A 17795-nucleotide genomic window follows, 5' to 3' on the forward strand; every position below is an offset into this window, starting at 1 on the left:
TAAATACACTTATTCACATTGTAAATGGAATAACATGTATAATGAGGGGGTCTGATTCAGGATCTTCTATTTTGGAGATTCCTTTGAAATCTGTTAGAGGAGAGTCTGCTTCATGAAGATCCGGGTGCTGATTGCTGATGATAATTCCTTCATCCGTGAGGGGATGAAGATTATATTGAACACATTTGAAGAGTTTGAGGTGCTGGATACGGTAGGGGATGGCCGAACTGCCGTTGATTATTGTCGGACGCATGAGGTTGATGTGGCACTGCTTGATGTGCGCATGCCAAACATGAATGGCGTGGAAGCGGCAAGGCTGCTGGTGTTAGAGACGGCGACCAAGCCGCTCATCTTAACGACATTCGATGATGATGCCTATATCCTTGATGCCATCCGTTTCGGGGCAAAGGGCTATCTGCTCAAGAACAATGATCCGGAGCGTATCCGTGATGCTATTAAGAGTGTGCAGGCCGGGAACAACGTGATTCAGGATGTGATGCTGGATAAGCTGAGGGCTACGATGACAGAGACGTCAGAAACACCGAAGTCCTCAGCGATTAGCCCGCAGGAAGAGTCTTTGCACACCACTCCTTTTGGGGCTGGACCCTTTGACCGTACTCTGTTCACCAAGCGGGAGCTGGAGGTGATGGCGCTGATTGCCAAGGGCTTGTCAAATAAAGAGATCTCCGGCCAGCTGTTTATTTCCGAAGGAACAACCGCCAATTATATTACCTCGATTCTGAATAAGACGGCGCTGCAGCACCGTACCCAGATCGCCATCTATTATCTGAAGGGACAGGCCCGCTGAGCGAAAGGATGGTGGCTGCATGATGCAATTATGGATAGCCGGCAACAAAATACTGCTGCTGCTGTTGGTCATCTTTACGGCATATTTCACAGTTGTGGAGCCTGATCGCTGGCTGGTGCTGCTTGTTCTGATCTACATTGCCATGAATCTGCTGATCTCAATTGTGCATACTGCTTTGTTCCGGCAGGCACTTCTTCTGCTGCTCATGGTCTATCTTATAGGCTGTGCAATTTACACACATCCGTCTTTCTGGATGCTGTTTCCGCTTATTGTCTATGAATTCGCGGAATTCCGCAGCGCCAGAAGCAGGTGGGGGTTGTCTGCGGGACTACTGCTGGTGCTATTGCCGATGCTCTACCTGCCCCCTTCCATGCTTGTTCTCTACAGCGGCCTTGCTGTACTGAGCTTTCTCAGCTATACGGTGCTGAGACAAGCGGTGGCTAAGGTCTGCACACAGTCCAGAGAACTGGAGCAGCTGCGCACGGACCTGGAGCAGAAGGCCAAACATCTGCTGGAGAGCCATGACTTGATCAAAACCTCGGAGTACACAGTCAAGCTGGAGGAGCGTAACCGGCTGACTCAGGAAATTCATGACGGTATCGGGCATTCGATGACCGGTGCGCTGATCCAGATGGAGGCAGCGAAGAGGCTGTTAAGCACCGATCCTGTAACAGCAGGAGGATTACTTCAGAACGCTATAAACATCTCCAAGCAGGGTATTGAAGAAATCCGGCTCACGCTGCACAATAACAAGCCGGCCACAGAACAGCTGGGTCTGCACCGCTTAAATAAGGCTGTGGAGTCCTTTGGTGCTCAGGCAGGTCTGATGACATCAGTTGTACATGCTGGTGACATGGAGGTCATTACTCCGCTGCAATGGGGAATTATACATAAGAATGTATCCGAAGCGCTGACCAATACAGCTAAATATGCTGTGGCTTCAGCAGTGCATGTCGAGATCAGGGTACTCAAGCAGTATATTAAGGCTGTTGTCTCCGACAATGGTCGAGGGGCGGCCAGGATCATCAAGGGGATTGGACTAAGCGGAATGGAAGAGCGGACGGCGGCGGTAAGCGGGACTGTGATTGCAGACGGCAAGCGGGGATTCACGGTTACCACATTGATTCCATACGGAGACAGGTGAGATTATTCACCCTGTCCCTGGAAGAATAGTAGATTCTCATACCTTAAGGATGAACTTATGCACTGACATAAGGGCATCCTTTTTTCTTACAATAGAACTGCACAAGAAGAACAGGCAGCAAGCCACTGAAAAATTGGAGGGATTCCGGCATGAATGTATTGGATATTCGAGGCCTGACGAAGAAATTCGGCGATTTTCTGGCTGTCGATAACCTGTCCTTAACGGTCCGGGAAGGCGAAATCTTCGGATTTCTCGGAGCTAACGGTGCGGGGAAAAGCACAACCATTAATATGATCTCCTCCCTGCTGCGGCCCAGTGGAGGTGAAATCCGCATTCTGGACAAGGATATTATGAAGGAGAGCCGGTTCGCCAAGCTGAATCTTGGCATTGTGCCGCAGGATTTAGCCATCTACGAGGATATGACCGCTTATGAGAATGTGAGTTTTTTTGCCGGATTATATGGACTGAGAGGAACTGTGCTGAAGGAAAGAGTGCTTGAGGCATTAGAGTTCGTGGGGCTGGGCGATAAAGCCAAGGCCTTTCCCAAGACCTTCTCGGGAGGCATGAAGCGGCGCCTGAATATCGCCTGTGCGATCGCCCATAAGCCGAAGCTGATTATTATGGATGAGCCAACCGTGGGAATTGATCCCCAGTCGCGCAATTACATCCTGTCCTCCGTACGGCAATTGAATGAAACGGGCAGCACGATCATTTACACAAGCCATTACATGGAGGAAGTCGAGGAGCTGTGCTCACGGATCGCCATTGTGGACCATGGCAAGATTATAGCCGAAGGCACCAAGGAACAGCTGAAAGCGAGCATTACGGATAGGAAGGATATCCGTCTGGAGCTGAAGTCATCAGGCGGAGGGGAAGGAGAACATTTGAAAGACATACCGGGCATCCGTACCGTGCAGCAGGACGGGCAGGTTATTGTGATTCAAAGCGATGCGGCGGTGGACAATCTGAACCGGATCCTGAAGAAGCTGATGGACGAGGGGGCGGAAATCCGGTCGGTGGAGGAGCGGGAGCCAAGTCTGGAAACCGTGTTCCTGACACTCACAGGACGCAGCTTGCGGGACTGACTGGGAAAGGAGAGGATAACCGGTGAATACGTTGTCGATTGCATTCAAGGAGATAAAACAGGGGGTCCGCGACTGGGGCACGATGCTGTTCATGCTCGCTTTCCCGATTGTGCTGATCCTTATTCTCGGGCTCACACTGACTAATGCGTTTAACAGCAATGTCAGTATCGGGACTGTAAAGGTGATTGTGAAGGATATGAGCGCAAATGAACCCTTATCCCGGGCATTCAGCCTGTTCTCTTTAGAAGCAGATAAATCCGGGATACAGATGGATCCTTTGCAGACAGGGATGAACGGACGTGAAGAAGTAGAGAAGGGCCGGTATGCAAGCTACATAGAGCTTAAGGATAGCGGGATTGAACTATATGGAAGCAGCCGCAGTACACTTGAGAGCAGCATAGTACAGGGAATGCTGGTTTCGTTTACAGACAGCTATAATGCAGCTGAGACTGTGAGCCGGCTCCAGCCGGGGAAGGCGGAACTGTTGATCATTGACCCTGCACAGCGGAATTATATTCAAGAGGTATCGATTGTTCCTGACCGGAAGCCGGGTTCGATTGATTATTATGCGCTGGCGATGACCGTGATGATCGGATTATGGAGCGCAATGCCTGCATCGGGGCTGATTAAGAATGAAATTACACGGGGCACAGCCCCCAGACTGATGACGGCACCTTTATCGAAGCGGGAGATGCTGACGGGCAAGCTGATGGGCAGTCTGGTTATTAATATGTTATGTGTCCTTGTGTTAATCCTGTTCAGCAAATACGTGTTCAATGCCTATTGGGGAGAACATATGGCAATCGTGCTCGGTGTGCTGCTGTCGGAAGTGGTTATGGCGATCAGCTTCGGACTGGCCGGCAGTTATATTCTAAAGGGAGCGGCATCACAAGGCATTATTATGATTGTACTGCAGATTGCTTCACTGGCGGGAGGCGCATATTTTCCTGTAGGTGATGGAGGGGGGCTGTTGGGATGGGTGGTTAAGCTGTCACCGAACCAATGGGCCAATCATGCGCTGACTGAGGTGATCTATGGAAACCGGTTGTCAGCTGCCTGGCCGGTTATGGGCCTGAACCTGGGACTGGCGGCATTGTTTCTGGGGGCGGCGATTGTGATTATGCGGCATAAGGAGGGCATGTAAATGAAGAAGGATATCTGGTTTCTGGTCTGGAGGACCTTGAAAGCTACTTTTCGGAAACGTTCCGCTCTGATTTTATATTTTGGCCTTCCGGTTGCCGGAATTCTACTGTGTACACTGCTCTATGGCTCGCAAGGGCCAACTGTGCTCAAGGTGGGTATTGTGAATAAGGACACCGGAGGCAGAATTGCCGCAGATACGCTAGGCTTCATGCGGGGATTGGATAATATACAACTAGCAGAGGTGACGGAAAATGAACTCACAACCCGGCTTGCCAGCGGCAAACTGGACAGCGGGCTCATTATGGAATCCGGCTATTCCGAGAGTGTGCTGCAAGGCGAACCCGGTCATATCGAAATAGAGTCGCTGAAGGGGGCAGAAGCAACCTTATATCTCAAGTCGATGCTGTATGGATATATCGATCATGTGGCGGCTATCGGCAGAGCAGCCGGTGGAGAGGAGACTGCTTTTAATGAGCTGTATGAGGAGTACCGGAGCGCGGAATTCCAGCTGCAGTCCGAATGGGTGGAGGATACCTCTGCTGCGCAGGAAATGTCTTTTCAATCCATTGGTTTCCTGATCATGTTCATGATGACCTCGGCGGTAAACCTGTCGGAGCTGATCCTGAAAAATCGGGAGAACCGCACGTATTTCCGCATTCTCTCCTCACCTGTTCACGCCCGGACATATGTGCTGTCCAATATTATAGTGAATTTGCTGATAATGATTGCCCAAATCGCTGTTACTTTGTTCGTTATGCGGGAAGTATTCCGGCTCGATCCGGGCGTAGCTATGTGGGAGATGTTCGGGCTGTTGATTTTATTCGCCTTGGTATCCGTCAGCATTTCGCTTGTTATCGTGTCTGTGGCGAAAAGTACGGCTGCTGCGGGTGCGCTGCAGAATCTGATTATCGTTCCGACCTGCTTCATCTCCGGCTGCTTCTTCCCGGTTAGTGTGATGCCGGAGGCGGTACAGCGGATTGCGAGCTTCCTGCCCCAGACTTGGGTACTGGAGTCGTTCGAAAGTCTGCAGAGCGGGGAGAACTTCGGCGGGATAGGGTTTAATCTGTTGATTTTATTCGCTTTTTCCGTGGTCTTTTTCTTGCTCGCGACCTATAACTTTGGTCGGAATAATGATACGAGACATTTTGTTTAATATGCGGATTCTCTGTTAGCGGTGAATTGAGAATGTAGAACAGGGAAGAAAAAGGGACGTGTGAGAGCCGCGTCTCTTTTTTGATGTGTAGTCGTATATAATGATATTCATATGGAAGGAAGTGACACCATGATTATTGTCCTGGTTATAGCTATTATTTTGTTAATGGCCCAAACTATTTACCTGCTGTATTATAAAAGCCAGATTAGGGATATCGGGAATCAGCTGTCTTTTATTATGGAACATAATTCTTTTAAGTTTATAGGAACACAATTAAAGCCTAAGGAAATCGATAGCTTAATCCACCGCTGCAATGCTTTGTTAAGCCGTCAAAGAGCCCTGGATCAGCAATTCAGCCGGAAAAATGAAGAGATGAATTCTACGATCATCAGCCTGTCGCATGATATCAGAACCCCGCTTACTTCATTAGATGGTTATCTCCAATTAGCTCTGCGCTCAGAACAACTTCAAGACAAGACACAATATGTAACACTAGCCCAATCCAGAATTCAGCAGATCATCAAGTTGGTTGACGAGTTGTTTTTATACACCAAGCTGCAGAATCCGGAATATAGCTTTGAACTTGAATCTGTTGACGTTATGGATGTGCTGAAGCGGAACTTATTTCATTTCATTGATGATTTTTCCCGGGCCGGTGATGAACCCATGCTTAATCTTCCGGAGTTGCCCGTTTCTATCGTGGGGAATGTGAATGCCGTGGAGCGGGTATTTGCGAATATCGTCGGCAACTATTTTATACATGGGGAAGGTTCGTTATCTATTGGTTATGAGGATAAGCAGGATACCGTGTGTATCCATTTCACCAATCTGCTGAAGGCAGGGACCCAGGTCAATATGGAGCGGATTTTCACCCGGTTCTATAAAGAAGATCCTTCACGTACCGTTCATTCCTCCGGTTTGGGTCTATCAATTGTGAAATCACTTATGGAAAAGATGAACGGAGATACGGAGGCCGAATGCATCGGCGATACCTTTTGCCTAAAAACAGAATTTATGAAAACAGCGAAGGAGAATGCAGATGTGCGGGAACGGGAACAATCAGCGGGTCCTGATTATTGAGGATGATGAACATATTAACGGAATTATTTATGACGGTCTTACAGCAGACAAGTTTCTTTGCACACAAGCATATTCCGGCAGTGAAGGGAAGATGAATCTGGCTCACCGCGAGTACCAACTCATTGTGCTGGATCTGATGCTGCCCGGTTTATCGGGGGAAGAATTCATGCATTATTTGCGGAAGGATTTAAAGTCTGGGGTCCCGGTGATCATCCTGTCGGCTAAAGACCAGTTGGATCATAAGTTGAACCTGTTCGCTTTGGGAGCAGACGATTATGTCACCAAGCCTTTTGAAATAGAAGAGCTGATTGCCCGCATCCATGTCCATATCAAAAGAAACGCGGCAGATGAATCCTCCAAGGAGTACAAGCATAAAAACCTGCTGCTGGACAGCACGGCATACAGTGTCAAAGTAAAGGATAAGACACTTAGTCTGACGAGACAGGAGTATAAAATTGTTGAACTGCTGGTGAGGAACCCAACGCGGGTATTCACGAAGCAGGATTTGTACGAGCTGGCATGGGATGAAATCTATATGGGAGAAGACAAAACGATAACGGTGCATATCAGCAATATCCGCAATAAAATTAAGCGCTATGATAGTGAACCTTATATTGATACGATCTGGGGAATCGGCTTCAGGCTGAGTAAGTGAAACGCTTTGACATTTCTTAACCTTTTATTGGCGATGTCTTAGCCTTCATCCTGTTAACTTATGGTGAAGGAGGGTGCTACCATGTCAGATTGTATTATTGAAATGAGTGGACTTACGAAAAGGTACAAATCAAAAACCGCTGTGCTGAATGCCGATCTCAAAATATTCAAAGGTGAGATTGTAGGATTAATCGGGAAAAATGGGGCGGGGAAATCGACGCTGCTGAAAATGATCGGCGGATTAATTTATCCGACGTCGGGAGAACTTCATTTTTTTAACCGGTCTTCGGGTGAGAATCAGTCTTTCTTCGAGCGGATGGGCGTGCTGATTGAAAATGCCGGACTCTATCCCCATTATTCGGCCTATGAGAACTTGAATCTATTGGCCATGGCTTATGGCCTCAAGGATAGGAACAAGCAGATAGAGAAATTGCTGCAGCTGGTTGGACTAGATCATAAGAATACAGCTAAAGTCAAAAGCTATTCCATGGGGATGAAACAACGGCTCGGCATAGCGATTGCTTTACTCGGAAGTCCGGATGTCCTGATACTCGATGAGCCGATCAACGGGCTTGACCCGGAAGGTATTGTTGAGATTAGACAGTTGATCCTGGAGCTGAACAAAGACGGCTTAACCATTATCATTTCGAGTCATTTTCTTGAGGAGTTATCCAAAATCGCGACTAAGTATGCAATTATTCATCAGGGTGAGATTGTTGAGGTGATCTCCAGAGAAGAACTGCTGCAGAAATGTGAGGAACGGATTGAGATCGGGGTGGATGAAGCCAAAACGGCCATTCCGGTTTTGGAGCGGGAACTGCAAATCTCAAAGTACAAGGTTGCCTACGGTCAAACGCTGTATGTCTATGACCGGAACATTGAAATCCGGCAAATTACGAAGGTGCTGGTGGATCATGGGGTATCGGTAGATTCAATTTATAAGCATAAGCAGAGCCTGGAGCAATACTTCCTGGAACGGACGGAAAGTGCGGGTGATCACTATGATTAATATCCTTAAGATGGATTTTCACCGCTTCAGAAATAATAAAATCATGTATTTGCTGCTGCTGCTGTTCTGTGCTTTTCAAATCTTCGGCATCTTTATGATGCAGCAATACTCACAGTCGATTGAAGAGGGAGGCGTTGTGGTCAGCAGCATGAATGAGAGCGAGTTTATCCAATATAATATTTCACAGCCCTCCTCCTGGATGCTGATTTACATTGCGGTCTTCAGTATTTATTTCTATATGAGTGAATATAACTCCGGATTCCACAAAAATTATATCTCGATGAGAAAAGCAAGAATCTATTCTGTCTTGTCGAAAATGTTGATCCTGGCCGTGTTTATAATCCTTCTGTTCATCACGCTGCTGATGTCTGACTGGATTGGAAGAAGCCTATTCTTTGGTAATGCCAGCCTTGGTGATCTTGGTTTTTTCGTTAAACTGCTGGTCGGCCAGTTTTTGCTGCATTGGGCATTTTCGATCCTGATTCTCTGTATTGCAATGATCGCCAAAAACCTGCTGGTAAGTTTGACCGCTGGATTTATCCTGGCCCTAAATGTTGTGGGAATGTCGCTGGCTGCACTGGAATCGCTTGTTGAGGGAATTCACCTGTCGAAATACCTGCTCATCAATACGCTGGTCCGCATAAAGGACTTCAATAATACCGGCGAAGTTATGCATACGACTTTTGTTGCGGTTGCAGCTATTGCAGTATTCACGTTCATTGCAGTCCGTTATAAAATTAAGGAAGACCTGAATGTATGAGCAGGCTGAATCGAGTCCATTTAAATGCTGAATGATCCTGATCCGCTCAAAGCACAGAGAGTTACAGAGGCGACACCTCCAGACTAAATAAGGTAAACTAGAACTGGGTGCAAGCGCGTTTGCGTCTTCAACATAAATAGAGTGCAGCCCGTTTGGGAATTGCACGACACAAAGGAGAAGAGTAACGATGACTGAAAGAATCCCGGAAATTGAATTGAACGATGGACTAAAGGTGCCTGCGATTGGATTTGGGACTTACCGCTTGAAGGGTGTGGGCGGTGTAAAGAGTCTTACAACAGCGATTGATGCCGGCTATCGCTTGCTGGATAGCGCCTTTAATTATGAGAATGAAGGAACGATTGGCGAAGCGGTTCGCCAAAGCTCTGTGCCGAGGGATCAGCTGTTCATTACGTCCAAGCTGCCGGGGCGCCATCACGCTTATGACAAAGCGGTGGAAACGATCCAGGAATCCTTATATCGGGCCGGATTGGACTATTATGATTTCTATCTCATCCATTGGCCGAACCCCAATGTGAATTTATACGTTGAGGCTTGGCAGGCGATGATCGAGGCCAAGAAGCAAGGGCTGATCCGCTCCATAGGGGTCTGCAACTTTTTGCCGGAGCATATAGAGCGTTTGATCAAGGAAACCGGAGTAGCGCCAAGCATGAATCAAATCGAGCTGCATCCCCTGTTTAACCAGGAAGAGCAGCGTCGATGGCATAAAGAGCACGGAATCGTGACCGAATCCTGGAGTCCGCTCGGACGCGGCAGCAGTATTCTAGAGAATGACAAGCTTGCTGAAATTGCCGGAAGATATAACAAGTCAATCTCCCAGGTCATCCTGCGCTGGCATGTCCAGCTTGGAGCGGTTCCGATTCCCAAAGCAGGATCTGTAGAGCATCAGCGGGATAACCTGAACGTGTTTGATTTCGCTCTGACTGAAGCAGAAATGGAGACAATTTCGGGACTAACCTCAGCATCCGGGCGTATCGCGGATCAAGATCCGGCGACCTATGAGGAATTCTAAACGTACTTAACGCATGTGCGTTCACAAAAGCTATAGATCGGACAAACCTATCCGCAGTAATGGATAGGTTTTTTTATGTGCAGGCGGGTAAAAAGGTGCGATTCATAATTAAGCGGGCGCGGGCATGTAACCGATAAATAAGTATAGTTGAATGGACACGGAGGATTTATTGAACGTTGAAAAATATACTCAAAGTCGCATCCACGATCATACTGCCGTTTGCTCTGCTTGTGCTGGCGTATTTCTTTGCCAATAACACACATACCTTGTCCCAGCCGCAGCTGGAGCTTGTGAGGCTTGCCCCCTACCCCATCTTTCTGATCGGAGGCGTCCTCTCCTGGAAATTCAACCGCAGCCGGGAGTTTTTTCTGCTCCTTATTTTTACGCTCAGTCTGGCCTCACTGCAATATTTGCGGGAGCTGCCCGGCGCGGGTGGCGAGGTGTCGGTGTCCGATCTTCACTCCATTCTTTGCCTGGTGATTCCTGTTAATGTCCTGATCTTCTCTTTCTTTAAGGAGCGCGGGATATTCAGTCTATGGGGACTTCTCCGCATTGCATTTATATTGGCTCAGGCAGCAGCAGCCGTATGGTTGTTGAACCCGGACCAAAGCGCCATTCTGCACCGGATCGGCAAGGATCTGCTGCCTGTAACGCTGCGTGATCTCACCCCATTGTCGCAAGCCTCGCTGGTTGCTTTTGTGTTGGCGGGGATAAGACTTATCATCAGGCAAGTTTCCCAGAAGTCATCGCAGGATATTTCTTTCATTGCGGTGCTGGCGGGAATGTTATATGTGCTGCATAGCGAGTATGATCCTATCCGGTATGCCATATTATGGGGCGTGTCGGGGATCATTCTGATTACCTCGATCATTCAGGATTCGTATTCGATGGCGTTCTCCGATGAGCTGACCGGACTTCCTTCCAGGCGGGCCTTGAAGCAGGATATGATGAAGCTGGGGATGAATTATGCGATTGCCATGCTGGACATCGATCACTTTAAGAAATTCAATGATACTTATGGCCATGATACGGGGGATGAAGTGCTAAGGCTGGTGGCTTCTACTTTAAGAGAGGTTGCCGGAGGCGGAAGGCCCTTCCGTTATGGCGGTGAGGAATTTACGATCCTGTTCCCGGGTAAAAGCATTCAGGATGCTTTGCCGCATCTGGAAGAGCTGCGCGAGAAAGTGGCTAAGCGTGCTTTTACACTGCGGGGGAAGAATAGAGGAAAAGGCAAAACAAAGCGCAAATCGAAATCTGCAAGCACGAGATCAGCCAGGCCCATATACATAACGATAAGCATCGGCGTTGCCCAAAAAAATGAAAAAAACAAAACGCCGGATACGGTCATGAAGTCTGCGGACACCGCCTTATACCGGGCCAAGAAAAAAGGGAGAAACTGCGTAAGTAAGTAAATATTCTATTTCATAAGGCACCAAAGCAACAAAAACATACATAGTATAGCGGTTCTTAGACCAAGCGGAAACGGGGGCATTCGGTAAGGTTCAATGTTGGAGCAGGCAGGAGTATTCTTAGCAAAATTATAGTCGATGGAGGAAACAACGAATGAAAAAGCTATTTAGTCTGCTGCTTATATTGTTAATGGTTACACCAGCCTTTGGCAGCACAACCTTTGCGGACAATGCGGTGAAGGCTAAGGTGGCAGAGAGCAGCACATTTATTAATGGAGAAGAGAAACAGTCTAACGGATTCGCGATACTCGGCAATAATTATTACAGCTTGCGTGATATCGCCGAACATTTCTCGGGAACCTCCAGCCAGTTCGATATTACCTGGAATAAGAAAAACAACGCGATTGAGATCATAACCGGACAAGCCTATACGCCTGAGGAGAGCGGAGGCAGCAAATATTACAGCCAGAGCAGCAGCTATAGCGCTACACTGTCCAATTCCAAGGTGGTGCTTGACGGGCAGTTGCAGTCTATTAAGGCCTACACGATTGACGGCAGAAATTATTTTCAGTTGAGAGATTTGGCCGCCAAGATTCCCTTTGAGCTCGAATACGACAATAAGCTGAACCAGCTGGCGATGTACTCTAAGGTTCCGGACCATGCGTACCGCGTGAAGACGGGGGCTCCGGTGGAGAGCAATGCCGAATCTTCTAATTTTCCCAGATGGAAAAGTACAATAGAGTCCTACCTTGTCAACAATAGCGACGGGACAGTAAGCGTCATTGAGGCGGGCAAGGAGGTTGCGATTGAAACGTACAATGCCAAATATGAATTGACAGCAACTCAAAAAGTAGCATATGAGCTTCCGCTGTTCGGCGGCTTCTACAGTGGTGTGAAGTACAACTATATTGCGTTTGGACAAGAGAACCGTGAAGAGGATAACAGCAAAGAGGTCATTCGCATCGTCCGTTATGATAAAAGCTTCAACCGTATCGACAGTGTGTCCGTTAAAGGCGGGGAGAGCTACACGGTAGTACCTTTTGATGCAGCCTCCGGAAGGATGGCCGAGCAGGGAGATACGCTTGTCTTCCACACCAGCCGTGAAAGATACACGACAGAAGACGGATTAAACCATCAGTCCCAGCTCACAATTATCGTGAACACCGGCACCATGACCGTGACCAATGATATGGGAAGATTTCAGAAAAATCATGTCAGCCACTCCTTCGATCAATATGTGCTGTTCGATGGAAGCAGCCATGTGCTTGTGGATCATGGCGATGCCTATCCCCGTTCAATTGTCCTGAATAAAGGCGACGGCAAGAGTTACAGCGAGGTGGACCTGTTCCAGATTCCGGGGAGAACCGGGGCGAATGCCACCGGGGTTTCGGTTGGCGGATTCGAAATGTCCGCAGGCAATTATATTGTCGCTATGAACAGCATCGACCATTCCTTGGTTAAAGACTACACCTCTTATGAGATGGTTGGGCTGGATAAGGATCAGCGGGATATTATGCTGAATGTATTGCCCAAGAACAGCCTTGCCAGCGCTTCCGTTAACCATATCACCCTGGCTAAGTATGCAGGCACCGATCGTATTGCCTCCATACCGAAACTGGTGAAGATAACGGATGACAAATTCATGGTGCTGTGGCAGGAATTTGATAAGGACAATCATCCGGGTGATTTGAAATATGTATTCATCGATGGTTCGGGGCAAGCCGCAGGTGCGATCCAGACGATTAAGCATTTTGTATTATCCGAATGCAATCCGGTCGTCAGCGGGGGCAATATTGTCTGGTACACCAACAGCAATAGTTCGCGGCTATTCTATACGATTCCGGTGAACTAGGCAGCAAATTATAGCGGGACTCTCTCCCGATCCTAACAGCATCAGGCCGCATCCTTATTCGTAAGGGCGGCCTTTTTGTTGTGCCTTTTGCTGCGGATTGGAAATAATCTTTCGTTTAGAGGACCCAGTTCTGGTTACATAAAGAGAAAAGAGTCGAATCATTTTGGACTGAGGAGGAATTTACGATGAGTGATCAATATACGATTCAGGACCCTGTGAAACAATATCAGAAAGCCACGCCGGAGTTCCAGCAGCAGCAGCCCGCTCCGGGACTGGAGAAGGCGATGCATCCGAAGCCGGATGACGGTGCGGAAACTTACCGCGGCAGCGGACGGCTTACCGGACGCAAAGCGATTGTTACCGGAGCAGACAGCGGGATTGGCCGCGCGGTGGCGATTGCCTTTGCCCGCGAAGGTGCTGATATAGTCCTGTCCTACATGCCGGAGGAAGAGGCTGACGCGAAGGAAGTGGTCAAGCTTGTAGAGGAAGCCGGCCGTAAGGCAGTCGCTCTGCCAGGCGATCTCAAGGATGAGGGCTACTGCGAGCAGGTGATTGCCGCCGCTGTCGAACAACTGGGCGGAGTCGATATTCTGGCCAATATTGCGGGCAAGCAGCAATTCGTCACCGATATCGCCGATCTCACTACGGAGCAGTTCGACGCCACCTTCAAGACGAATGTGTACTCGCTGTTCTGGCTCTGCAAGGCGGCGATCAAACACATGAAGCCGGGCAGCACGATCATCAATACTTCTTCGATTCAGGCGTATCAGCCTGCACCGATTCTGCTGGACTACGCAACCACCAAGGCTGCGATTAATACGTTCAGCAAATCACTCGCCCAGCAGGTGGCGGGCAAGGGGATCAGGGTGAACGTTGTGGCTCCCGGTCCGGTGTGGACCCCGCTTCAGGTCAGCGGCGGCCAGCCGGAAGAGGTGCTGAAGGACTTCGGGGCGAAGACGCCGCTGAACCGTCCCGGCCAGCCCGCCGAAATGGCTCCGGCCTATGTCTTCCTGGCAAGCCAGGAGTCCAGCTACATCAGTGGTGAAACGCTGAATGCCAATGGCGGGATGCCGACGCCGTAATCAGGATAGTCCAAAAAGCAGACGCTGTTATGCAAACGGCGCCTGCTTTTTTCGTTATTATAGCTAGGAACAATGGGGGAATTCACTCCCCTCCGTACTCTACACCCCGAACCTTGGCAAATATCATAGTATGTCTTAAAGTACCCGTTACATCACATTTGTCGTTGCGCAGCGTCCCTTCCAAGGTAAAGCCTGAACGCTCAGCAATTCTTGCACTCTGCACATTGCGGGAATCACAGCGGATTTCAATCCGGTTCGCCTGCAGCTCCTGAATCGCGTATTTCGTAATGGCATCTACGGCTTCTGTAATGTACCCCTGTCTAGCGAAAGCGGAACGAACCCAATATCCAATCTCGAACTTGCGTGACTGCCAATCGATCCGGTGCAGGCCGCTGCTGCCGATCAATTCCCCCGTTTCCTTCCGGAATAAGAGCAGCCTCAGATCTGTACGCTCCAGGAATTCCAGCCGCGAGCGGCGGATGCTTGCTTCGGATTCCTCAACGGTAGGCACTTTGTTTGCCCAAGGCATCCACGGACGCAATTCCTCAATGCTTTCTTTGACGGCCTCGTTTACAGCAAGACCATCTCCCCAATGTGGGGCGCGGATCAGCAGCCGTTCACTTTCAAAGCTTTCAGGTATGGATAACATAATAAGGCTGCTATCTGCGGTGTCCATAGGTCCAACTCCTTGATTAGATTTGACTAGACTATATTCTATCGTAATTGTTCTATACTATGAATTAATACACTCGGAAAACAAATAGTAACGATAAAACAACTATATAGATTGAACTTAAGGTTTTAGAGTACAGGATCAGTCGCAACTACGGTGAATATTTGGACTTCCGGCCGCTGTTGTCGTAAGAATTTCTTGATTTTAACCGCTATTAGCGGTAGAAATCCGAAGACAAAGGCGGACACTACCGCTCCTCCAGTTCCAAAATCCCCCTCCGTTGCTCCTTTTCCTTATCTCAAGTTTTTAAGTTCATTCTATATAATATTTTAGATTAGGAGGTATAAACCATGAAGTTATCCAGAGGTATCCCCGATCATCACGGGATATCTTCCAGAGACCTCTTAGATTTCTTCATTGCGATCGAACAACGGGAGCTTGAGGTGAACCAGTTTATGCTGCTGCAGAACGGAGTGGTAACGGCTGAGTTCTCGCGGACACCGTATCGTCCGGATTGCCCGCAATTGCTGTATTCGCTGAGCAAAAGCGTCACCTCCATAGCTGTAGGCATCGCCTGTGACGAGGGACTCATGGAACTGGAGGCCCCGGTGATCTCCTTCTTTCCGGACAAGCTGCCGCAGCGGATCTCTGCCAACTTGGCGAAAATGACGGTGCACCATCTTTTATCCATGAACGCAGGCCACCATGATAATATCTATGCTGCTGTGGCCAGGGAGCAGGACTTTGTGCGGGCATTTCTGGCACAGGACGTTCCGCATGAGCCGGGAAGTTATTATGTGTACAGCACGCATTCTACCTATATGCTGTCTGCCATTATGGAGCAGGTTGCGGGACAGGGTCTGGTCAATTATTTGATGCCAAGATTGTTTGAGCCTTTGGGCATACCCCGCCCATCATGGGAGACTTGTCCGCTGGGCATTACAGCAGGCGGGATGGGATTAAGCTTATCTATTGAAAGTATCGCGAAATTGGGCCAGTTGCTGCTGAATAAAGGACTGTATGCGGGAAAAAGAATTGTTTCTGAGCAGTACATCGAATTAGCTACTACGGAACAAAGTGACAACCGCCGCCTCGCCAGAGCAGACCGGGTCGACTCGGCACAAGGCTATGGATACCAATTTCATCTATGCCGGCGTGGGGCGTTTCGGGGGGACGGCTCTTTTGGCCAGCTCTGTTTTGTGGCTCCTGAACAGCAAATAGTCATTGCCGCCACCTCGGCCTTTGAGAATATGACGAAGCTGCAGCATCTTTTAGACTTGATTTATAAGTTCATTATCGATCGATTAGACCAAGGTGGGGTCAAACGGATTTCCAGTCACTCTGAGGATATGCTCAAGCTCCAGCACCGGTTGGGGGCTATGGCTTATCCTGTTCCTGCCTTCAAGCCTATACCGGAAAATATACCGAATCTGGTCAACAGAGGTTATTTAATCAATGAAAATCCCCACGGTCTCCAAAAAATCATTTTCGAGTGGAAAGACGAACAACTTGAGCTTCATATGTTCTATGGGGATGAGCGGGATAACGTCATTCTGTTTCATTTTTCCAAGCCGCTTCATGGGGTAGATGTATTCCCTAAAGACTTATCCCAAGAGCGGCAGGAGGTGGTCACGTATGCACTCTGGGAAAATGCCAGCAAGCTTCAACTCATCCTGTTCTACATCGAAACGCCATATGTGGTCACCTATACAATAGCCTTCCATGACAACAAAATTGACTTTGCGTTCAACATTAATGTATCGCTTGATATACCGAACTATAGGGTTACGGGACGATTCCAGCAATAATACAGGCGGATTTATAGCTTAATGTGCTTGTGAAGCTTGCTGTTGTCCCGTAACACAAGCAGCTTATCCTGATACGGCTTCAAGGCTGCAAAAATGTCAGGCCGCTCTTTCTGCTGATGTCCGTAATTCCATATGTACATTTTTTTCAGCATTTCAAAGGATTGTTTATAATTTCCTTTTTGAAACCCCAGTTTTTGTATGGCGAATCGTTTGAATATGCGGTAATTCCTTTTCCAGATATGCGTGTCCAGATACATAATCATCTCTGCCTGCTCGAAGGATTGCATTACCCATTTATGATGCACGCCTTCAATGATCCACTTGTCAGAGGCAAGGATATTATTCAGTATCTGGTCTCTGTCTTCCACGCTGTTCCTGACATCACCGCCTTCTGTCCGCCTCCATACGATGTTGTCGAGCTCGTAATAAGGGATATCTAATGCGGAGGACAGATTTCTTGCTAAGGTGGATTTGCCGCTGCCGACGGGACCAATGATATGAATCCTGTTTGGTTTTACTCGGTCCATTGTCTGGGTCCGATCACATGGAAAAGTTGCTGGCTGGCGGGATTCAGCGCGTGCAGGATTCTTTGCACTGTGAAATCGCTAATGGGCCGGGGCAGATCGTCTACAGCACAATATTTGCACTCCACAATCTCCGGCGAGCAGGGCTTAGGTGCTTGATATGAGTCTTCTTTACAAGTGAAAACAAAATGGTGCATGTCATTACCCGGGTCATAGTAGACCCCGGTTAAAGACTCTGGAGTGACCTTAAGACCTGTTTCCTCCAGCACTTCGCGCCGCGCGCTTTCCTCTGCCGACTCTTGTGCCTCGGATAACCCTCCGGGCAGTTCCCAATTGTATTTCCCGTAGCTGTGTTTAACCAGAAGGACATGCCCTTCCAGATTCAGGATGACTGCTGCCGCGCCGATCAGTTTATTTGACACAATAGACACTCCTTAATCGTTATATTTAGGGTATTGCTTGTCTGGTGGCTGACTGATCAGGTTGCCGATACTATTTATTATAGTAAGCAATGGCCGAACAATAATCAACCGACGGCACTAACTATTCCCGGAAGCAGTAATATCGAACTGACTACCGGC

At 48.5% G+C, this 17795-nt stretch carries 17 protein-coding genes; 14 read left to right on the top strand and 3 right to left on the bottom strand.

What is annotated here, in order from left to right; all coding sequences use genetic code 11:
* The first annotated feature begins 112 nt into the window (after nt 1-112).
* From MHI45_RS22925 to MHI45_RS22985, 13 genes are all read left to right on the top strand, one after another.
* The gene (locus tag MHI45_RS22925) at nt 113-808 is read left to right on the top strand and encodes a response regulator transcription factor (protein ID WP_076110285.1); all 696 of its coding nucleotides are present in this window, start codon (nt 113-115) and stop codon (nt 806-808) included.
* Between the two features lie 19 nt (nt 809-827).
* On the top strand, nt 828-1952 hold the full coding sequence (locus tag MHI45_RS22930; RefSeq protein WP_083675573.1) for a sensor histidine kinase: 1125 nt from the start codon (nt 828-830) through the stop codon (nt 1950-1952).
* 149 nt (nt 1953-2101) lie between these two features.
* Nucleotides 2102-3037 (top strand): ABC transporter ATP-binding protein, encoded by a 936-nt coding sequence (locus tag MHI45_RS22935; RefSeq protein WP_076110286.1) that lies wholly within the window; start codon nt 2102-2104, stop codon nt 3035-3037.
* Between the two features lie 22 nt (nt 3038-3059).
* Complete coding sequence (locus MHI45_RS22940; RefSeq protein WP_076110287.1) at nt 3060-4181, top strand: ABC transporter permease; 1122 nt, start codon at nt 3060-3062, stop codon at nt 4179-4181.
* Entirely contained in the window at nt 4182-5333 is a 1152-nt protein-coding gene (locus tag MHI45_RS22945) for an ABC transporter permease (protein ID WP_076110288.1), read from the top strand. It abuts the gene before it with no gap.
* Between the two features lie 129 nt (nt 5334-5462).
* On the top strand, nt 5463-6413 hold the full coding sequence (locus MHI45_RS22950) for a sensor histidine kinase (RefSeq protein WP_076110289.1): 951 nt from the start codon (nt 5463-5465) through the stop codon (nt 6411-6413).
* On the top strand, nt 6373-7068 hold the full coding sequence (locus MHI45_RS22955; RefSeq protein WP_052091808.1) for a response regulator transcription factor: 696 nt from the start codon (nt 6373-6375) through the stop codon (nt 7066-7068). The genes MHI45_RS22950 and MHI45_RS22955 overlap by 41 nt, the downstream gene beginning before the upstream one ends.
* Nucleotides 7069-7149: 81 nt before the next feature.
* Nucleotides 7150-8076, top strand: a complete 927-nt coding sequence (locus MHI45_RS22960; protein WP_038585997.1) for an ABC transporter ATP-binding protein — start codon at nt 7150-7152, stop codon at nt 8074-8076.
* Nucleotides 8069-8836 (top strand): ABC transporter permease, encoded by a 768-nt coding sequence (locus tag MHI45_RS22965; RefSeq protein WP_038585999.1) that lies wholly within the window; start codon nt 8069-8071, stop codon nt 8834-8836. Before MHI45_RS22960 ends, MHI45_RS22965 begins: the two co-directional genes overlap by 8 nt.
* A gap of 187 nt (nt 8837-9023) precedes the next feature.
* Nucleotides 9024-9866 (top strand): aldo/keto reductase, encoded by an 843-nt coding sequence (locus MHI45_RS22970; protein WP_076110290.1) that lies wholly within the window; start codon nt 9024-9026, stop codon nt 9864-9866.
* 176 nt (nt 9867-10042) lie between these two features.
* Complete coding sequence (locus tag MHI45_RS22975; protein WP_341119487.1) at nt 10043-11278, top strand: GGDEF domain-containing protein; 1236 nt, start codon at nt 10043-10045, stop codon at nt 11276-11278.
* A 151-nt stretch (nt 11279-11429) separates the two neighbouring features.
* Nucleotides 11430-13127, top strand: coding sequence for a hypothetical protein (locus tag MHI45_RS22980; RefSeq protein WP_340894789.1), 1698 nt, complete (start codon nt 11430-11432; stop codon nt 13125-13127).
* 185 nt (nt 13128-13312) lie between these two features.
* Complete coding sequence (locus MHI45_RS22985) at nt 13313-14209, top strand: SDR family oxidoreductase (RefSeq protein ID WP_076110293.1); 897 nt, start codon at nt 13313-13315, stop codon at nt 14207-14209.
* Between the two features lie 82 nt (nt 14210-14291).
* Here MHI45_RS22985 and MHI45_RS22990 read toward each other — a convergent pair whose 3' ends face one another.
* On the bottom strand, nt 14292-14885 hold the full coding sequence (locus MHI45_RS22990) for a GNAT family N-acetyltransferase (protein WP_340894787.1): 594 nt from the start codon (nt 14883-14885) through the stop codon (nt 14292-14294).
* A gap of 347 nt (nt 14886-15232) precedes the next feature.
* On the opposite strand from MHI45_RS22990, the gene MHI45_RS22995 reads away from it, so the two are divergent.
* Complete coding sequence (locus tag MHI45_RS22995) at nt 15233-16690, top strand: serine hydrolase domain-containing protein (RefSeq protein ID WP_340894786.1); 1458 nt, start codon at nt 15233-15235, stop codon at nt 16688-16690.
* Between the two features lie 11 nt (nt 16691-16701).
* Here MHI45_RS22995 and MHI45_RS23000 read toward each other — a convergent pair whose 3' ends face one another.
* Nucleotides 16702-17217, bottom strand: a complete 516-nt coding sequence (locus MHI45_RS23000) for an AAA family ATPase (RefSeq protein ID WP_340894785.1) — start codon at nt 17215-17217, stop codon at nt 16702-16704.
* Nucleotides 17205-17636, bottom strand: coding sequence for an NUDIX domain-containing protein (locus MHI45_RS23005; protein WP_052091810.1), 432 nt, complete (start codon nt 17634-17636; stop codon nt 17205-17207). The genes MHI45_RS23000 and MHI45_RS23005 overlap by 13 nt, the downstream gene beginning before the upstream one ends.
* Nucleotides 17637-17795 lie beyond the last annotated feature (159 nt).

Source organism: Paenibacillus sp. FSL H3-0321 (assembly GCF_038002865.1).
Lineage (GTDB): Bacteria > Bacillota > Bacilli > Paenibacillales > Paenibacillaceae > Paenibacillus_AQ.

Bases quoted from the DNA above. Each gene is read 5' to 3' on its own strand.
- MHI45_RS22925 (WP_076110285.1), top strand. From the start codon at position 113: ATGAAGATCCGGGTGCTGATTGCTGATGATAATTCCTTCATCCGTGAG.
- MHI45_RS22930 (WP_083675573.1), top strand. From the start codon at position 828: ATGATGCAATTATGGATAGCCGGCAACAAAATACTGCTGCTGCTGTTG.
- MHI45_RS22935 (WP_076110286.1), top strand. From the start codon at position 2,102: ATGAATGTATTGGATATTCGAGGCCTGACGAAGAAATTCGGCGATTTT.
- MHI45_RS22945 (WP_076110288.1), top strand. From the start codon at position 4,182: ATGAAGAAGGATATCTGGTTTCTGGTCTGGAGGACCTTGAAAGCTACT.
- MHI45_RS22950 (WP_076110289.1), top strand. From the start codon at position 5,463: ATGATTATTGTCCTGGTTATAGCTATTATTTTGTTAATGGCCCAAACT.
- MHI45_RS22955 (WP_052091808.1), top strand. From the start codon at position 6,373: ATGTGCGGGAACGGGAACAATCAGCGGGTCCTGATTATTGAGGATGAT.
- MHI45_RS22960 (WP_038585997.1), top strand. From the start codon at position 7,150: ATGTCAGATTGTATTATTGAAATGAGTGGACTTACGAAAAGGTACAAA.
- MHI45_RS22965 (WP_038585999.1), top strand. From the start codon at position 8,069: ATGATTAATATCCTTAAGATGGATTTTCACCGCTTCAGAAATAATAAA.
- MHI45_RS22970 (WP_076110290.1), top strand. From the start codon at position 9,024: ATGACTGAAAGAATCCCGGAAATTGAATTGAACGATGGACTAAAGGTG.
- MHI45_RS22980 (WP_340894789.1), top strand. From the start codon at position 11,430: ATGAAAAAGCTATTTAGTCTGCTGCTTATATTGTTAATGGTTACACCA.
- MHI45_RS22985 (WP_076110293.1), top strand. From the start codon at position 13,313: ATGAGTGATCAATATACGATTCAGGACCCTGTGAAACAATATCAGAAA.
- MHI45_RS22990 (WP_340894787.1), bottom strand. From the start codon at position 14,885: ATGGACACCGCAGATAGCAGCCTTATTATGTTATCCATACCTGAAAGC.
- MHI45_RS22995 (WP_340894786.1), top strand. From the start codon at position 15,233: ATGAAGTTATCCAGAGGTATCCCCGATCATCACGGGATATCTTCCAGA.
- MHI45_RS23000 (WP_340894785.1), bottom strand. From the start codon at position 17,217: ATGGACCGAGTAAAACCAAACAGGATTCATATCATTGGTCCCGTCGGC.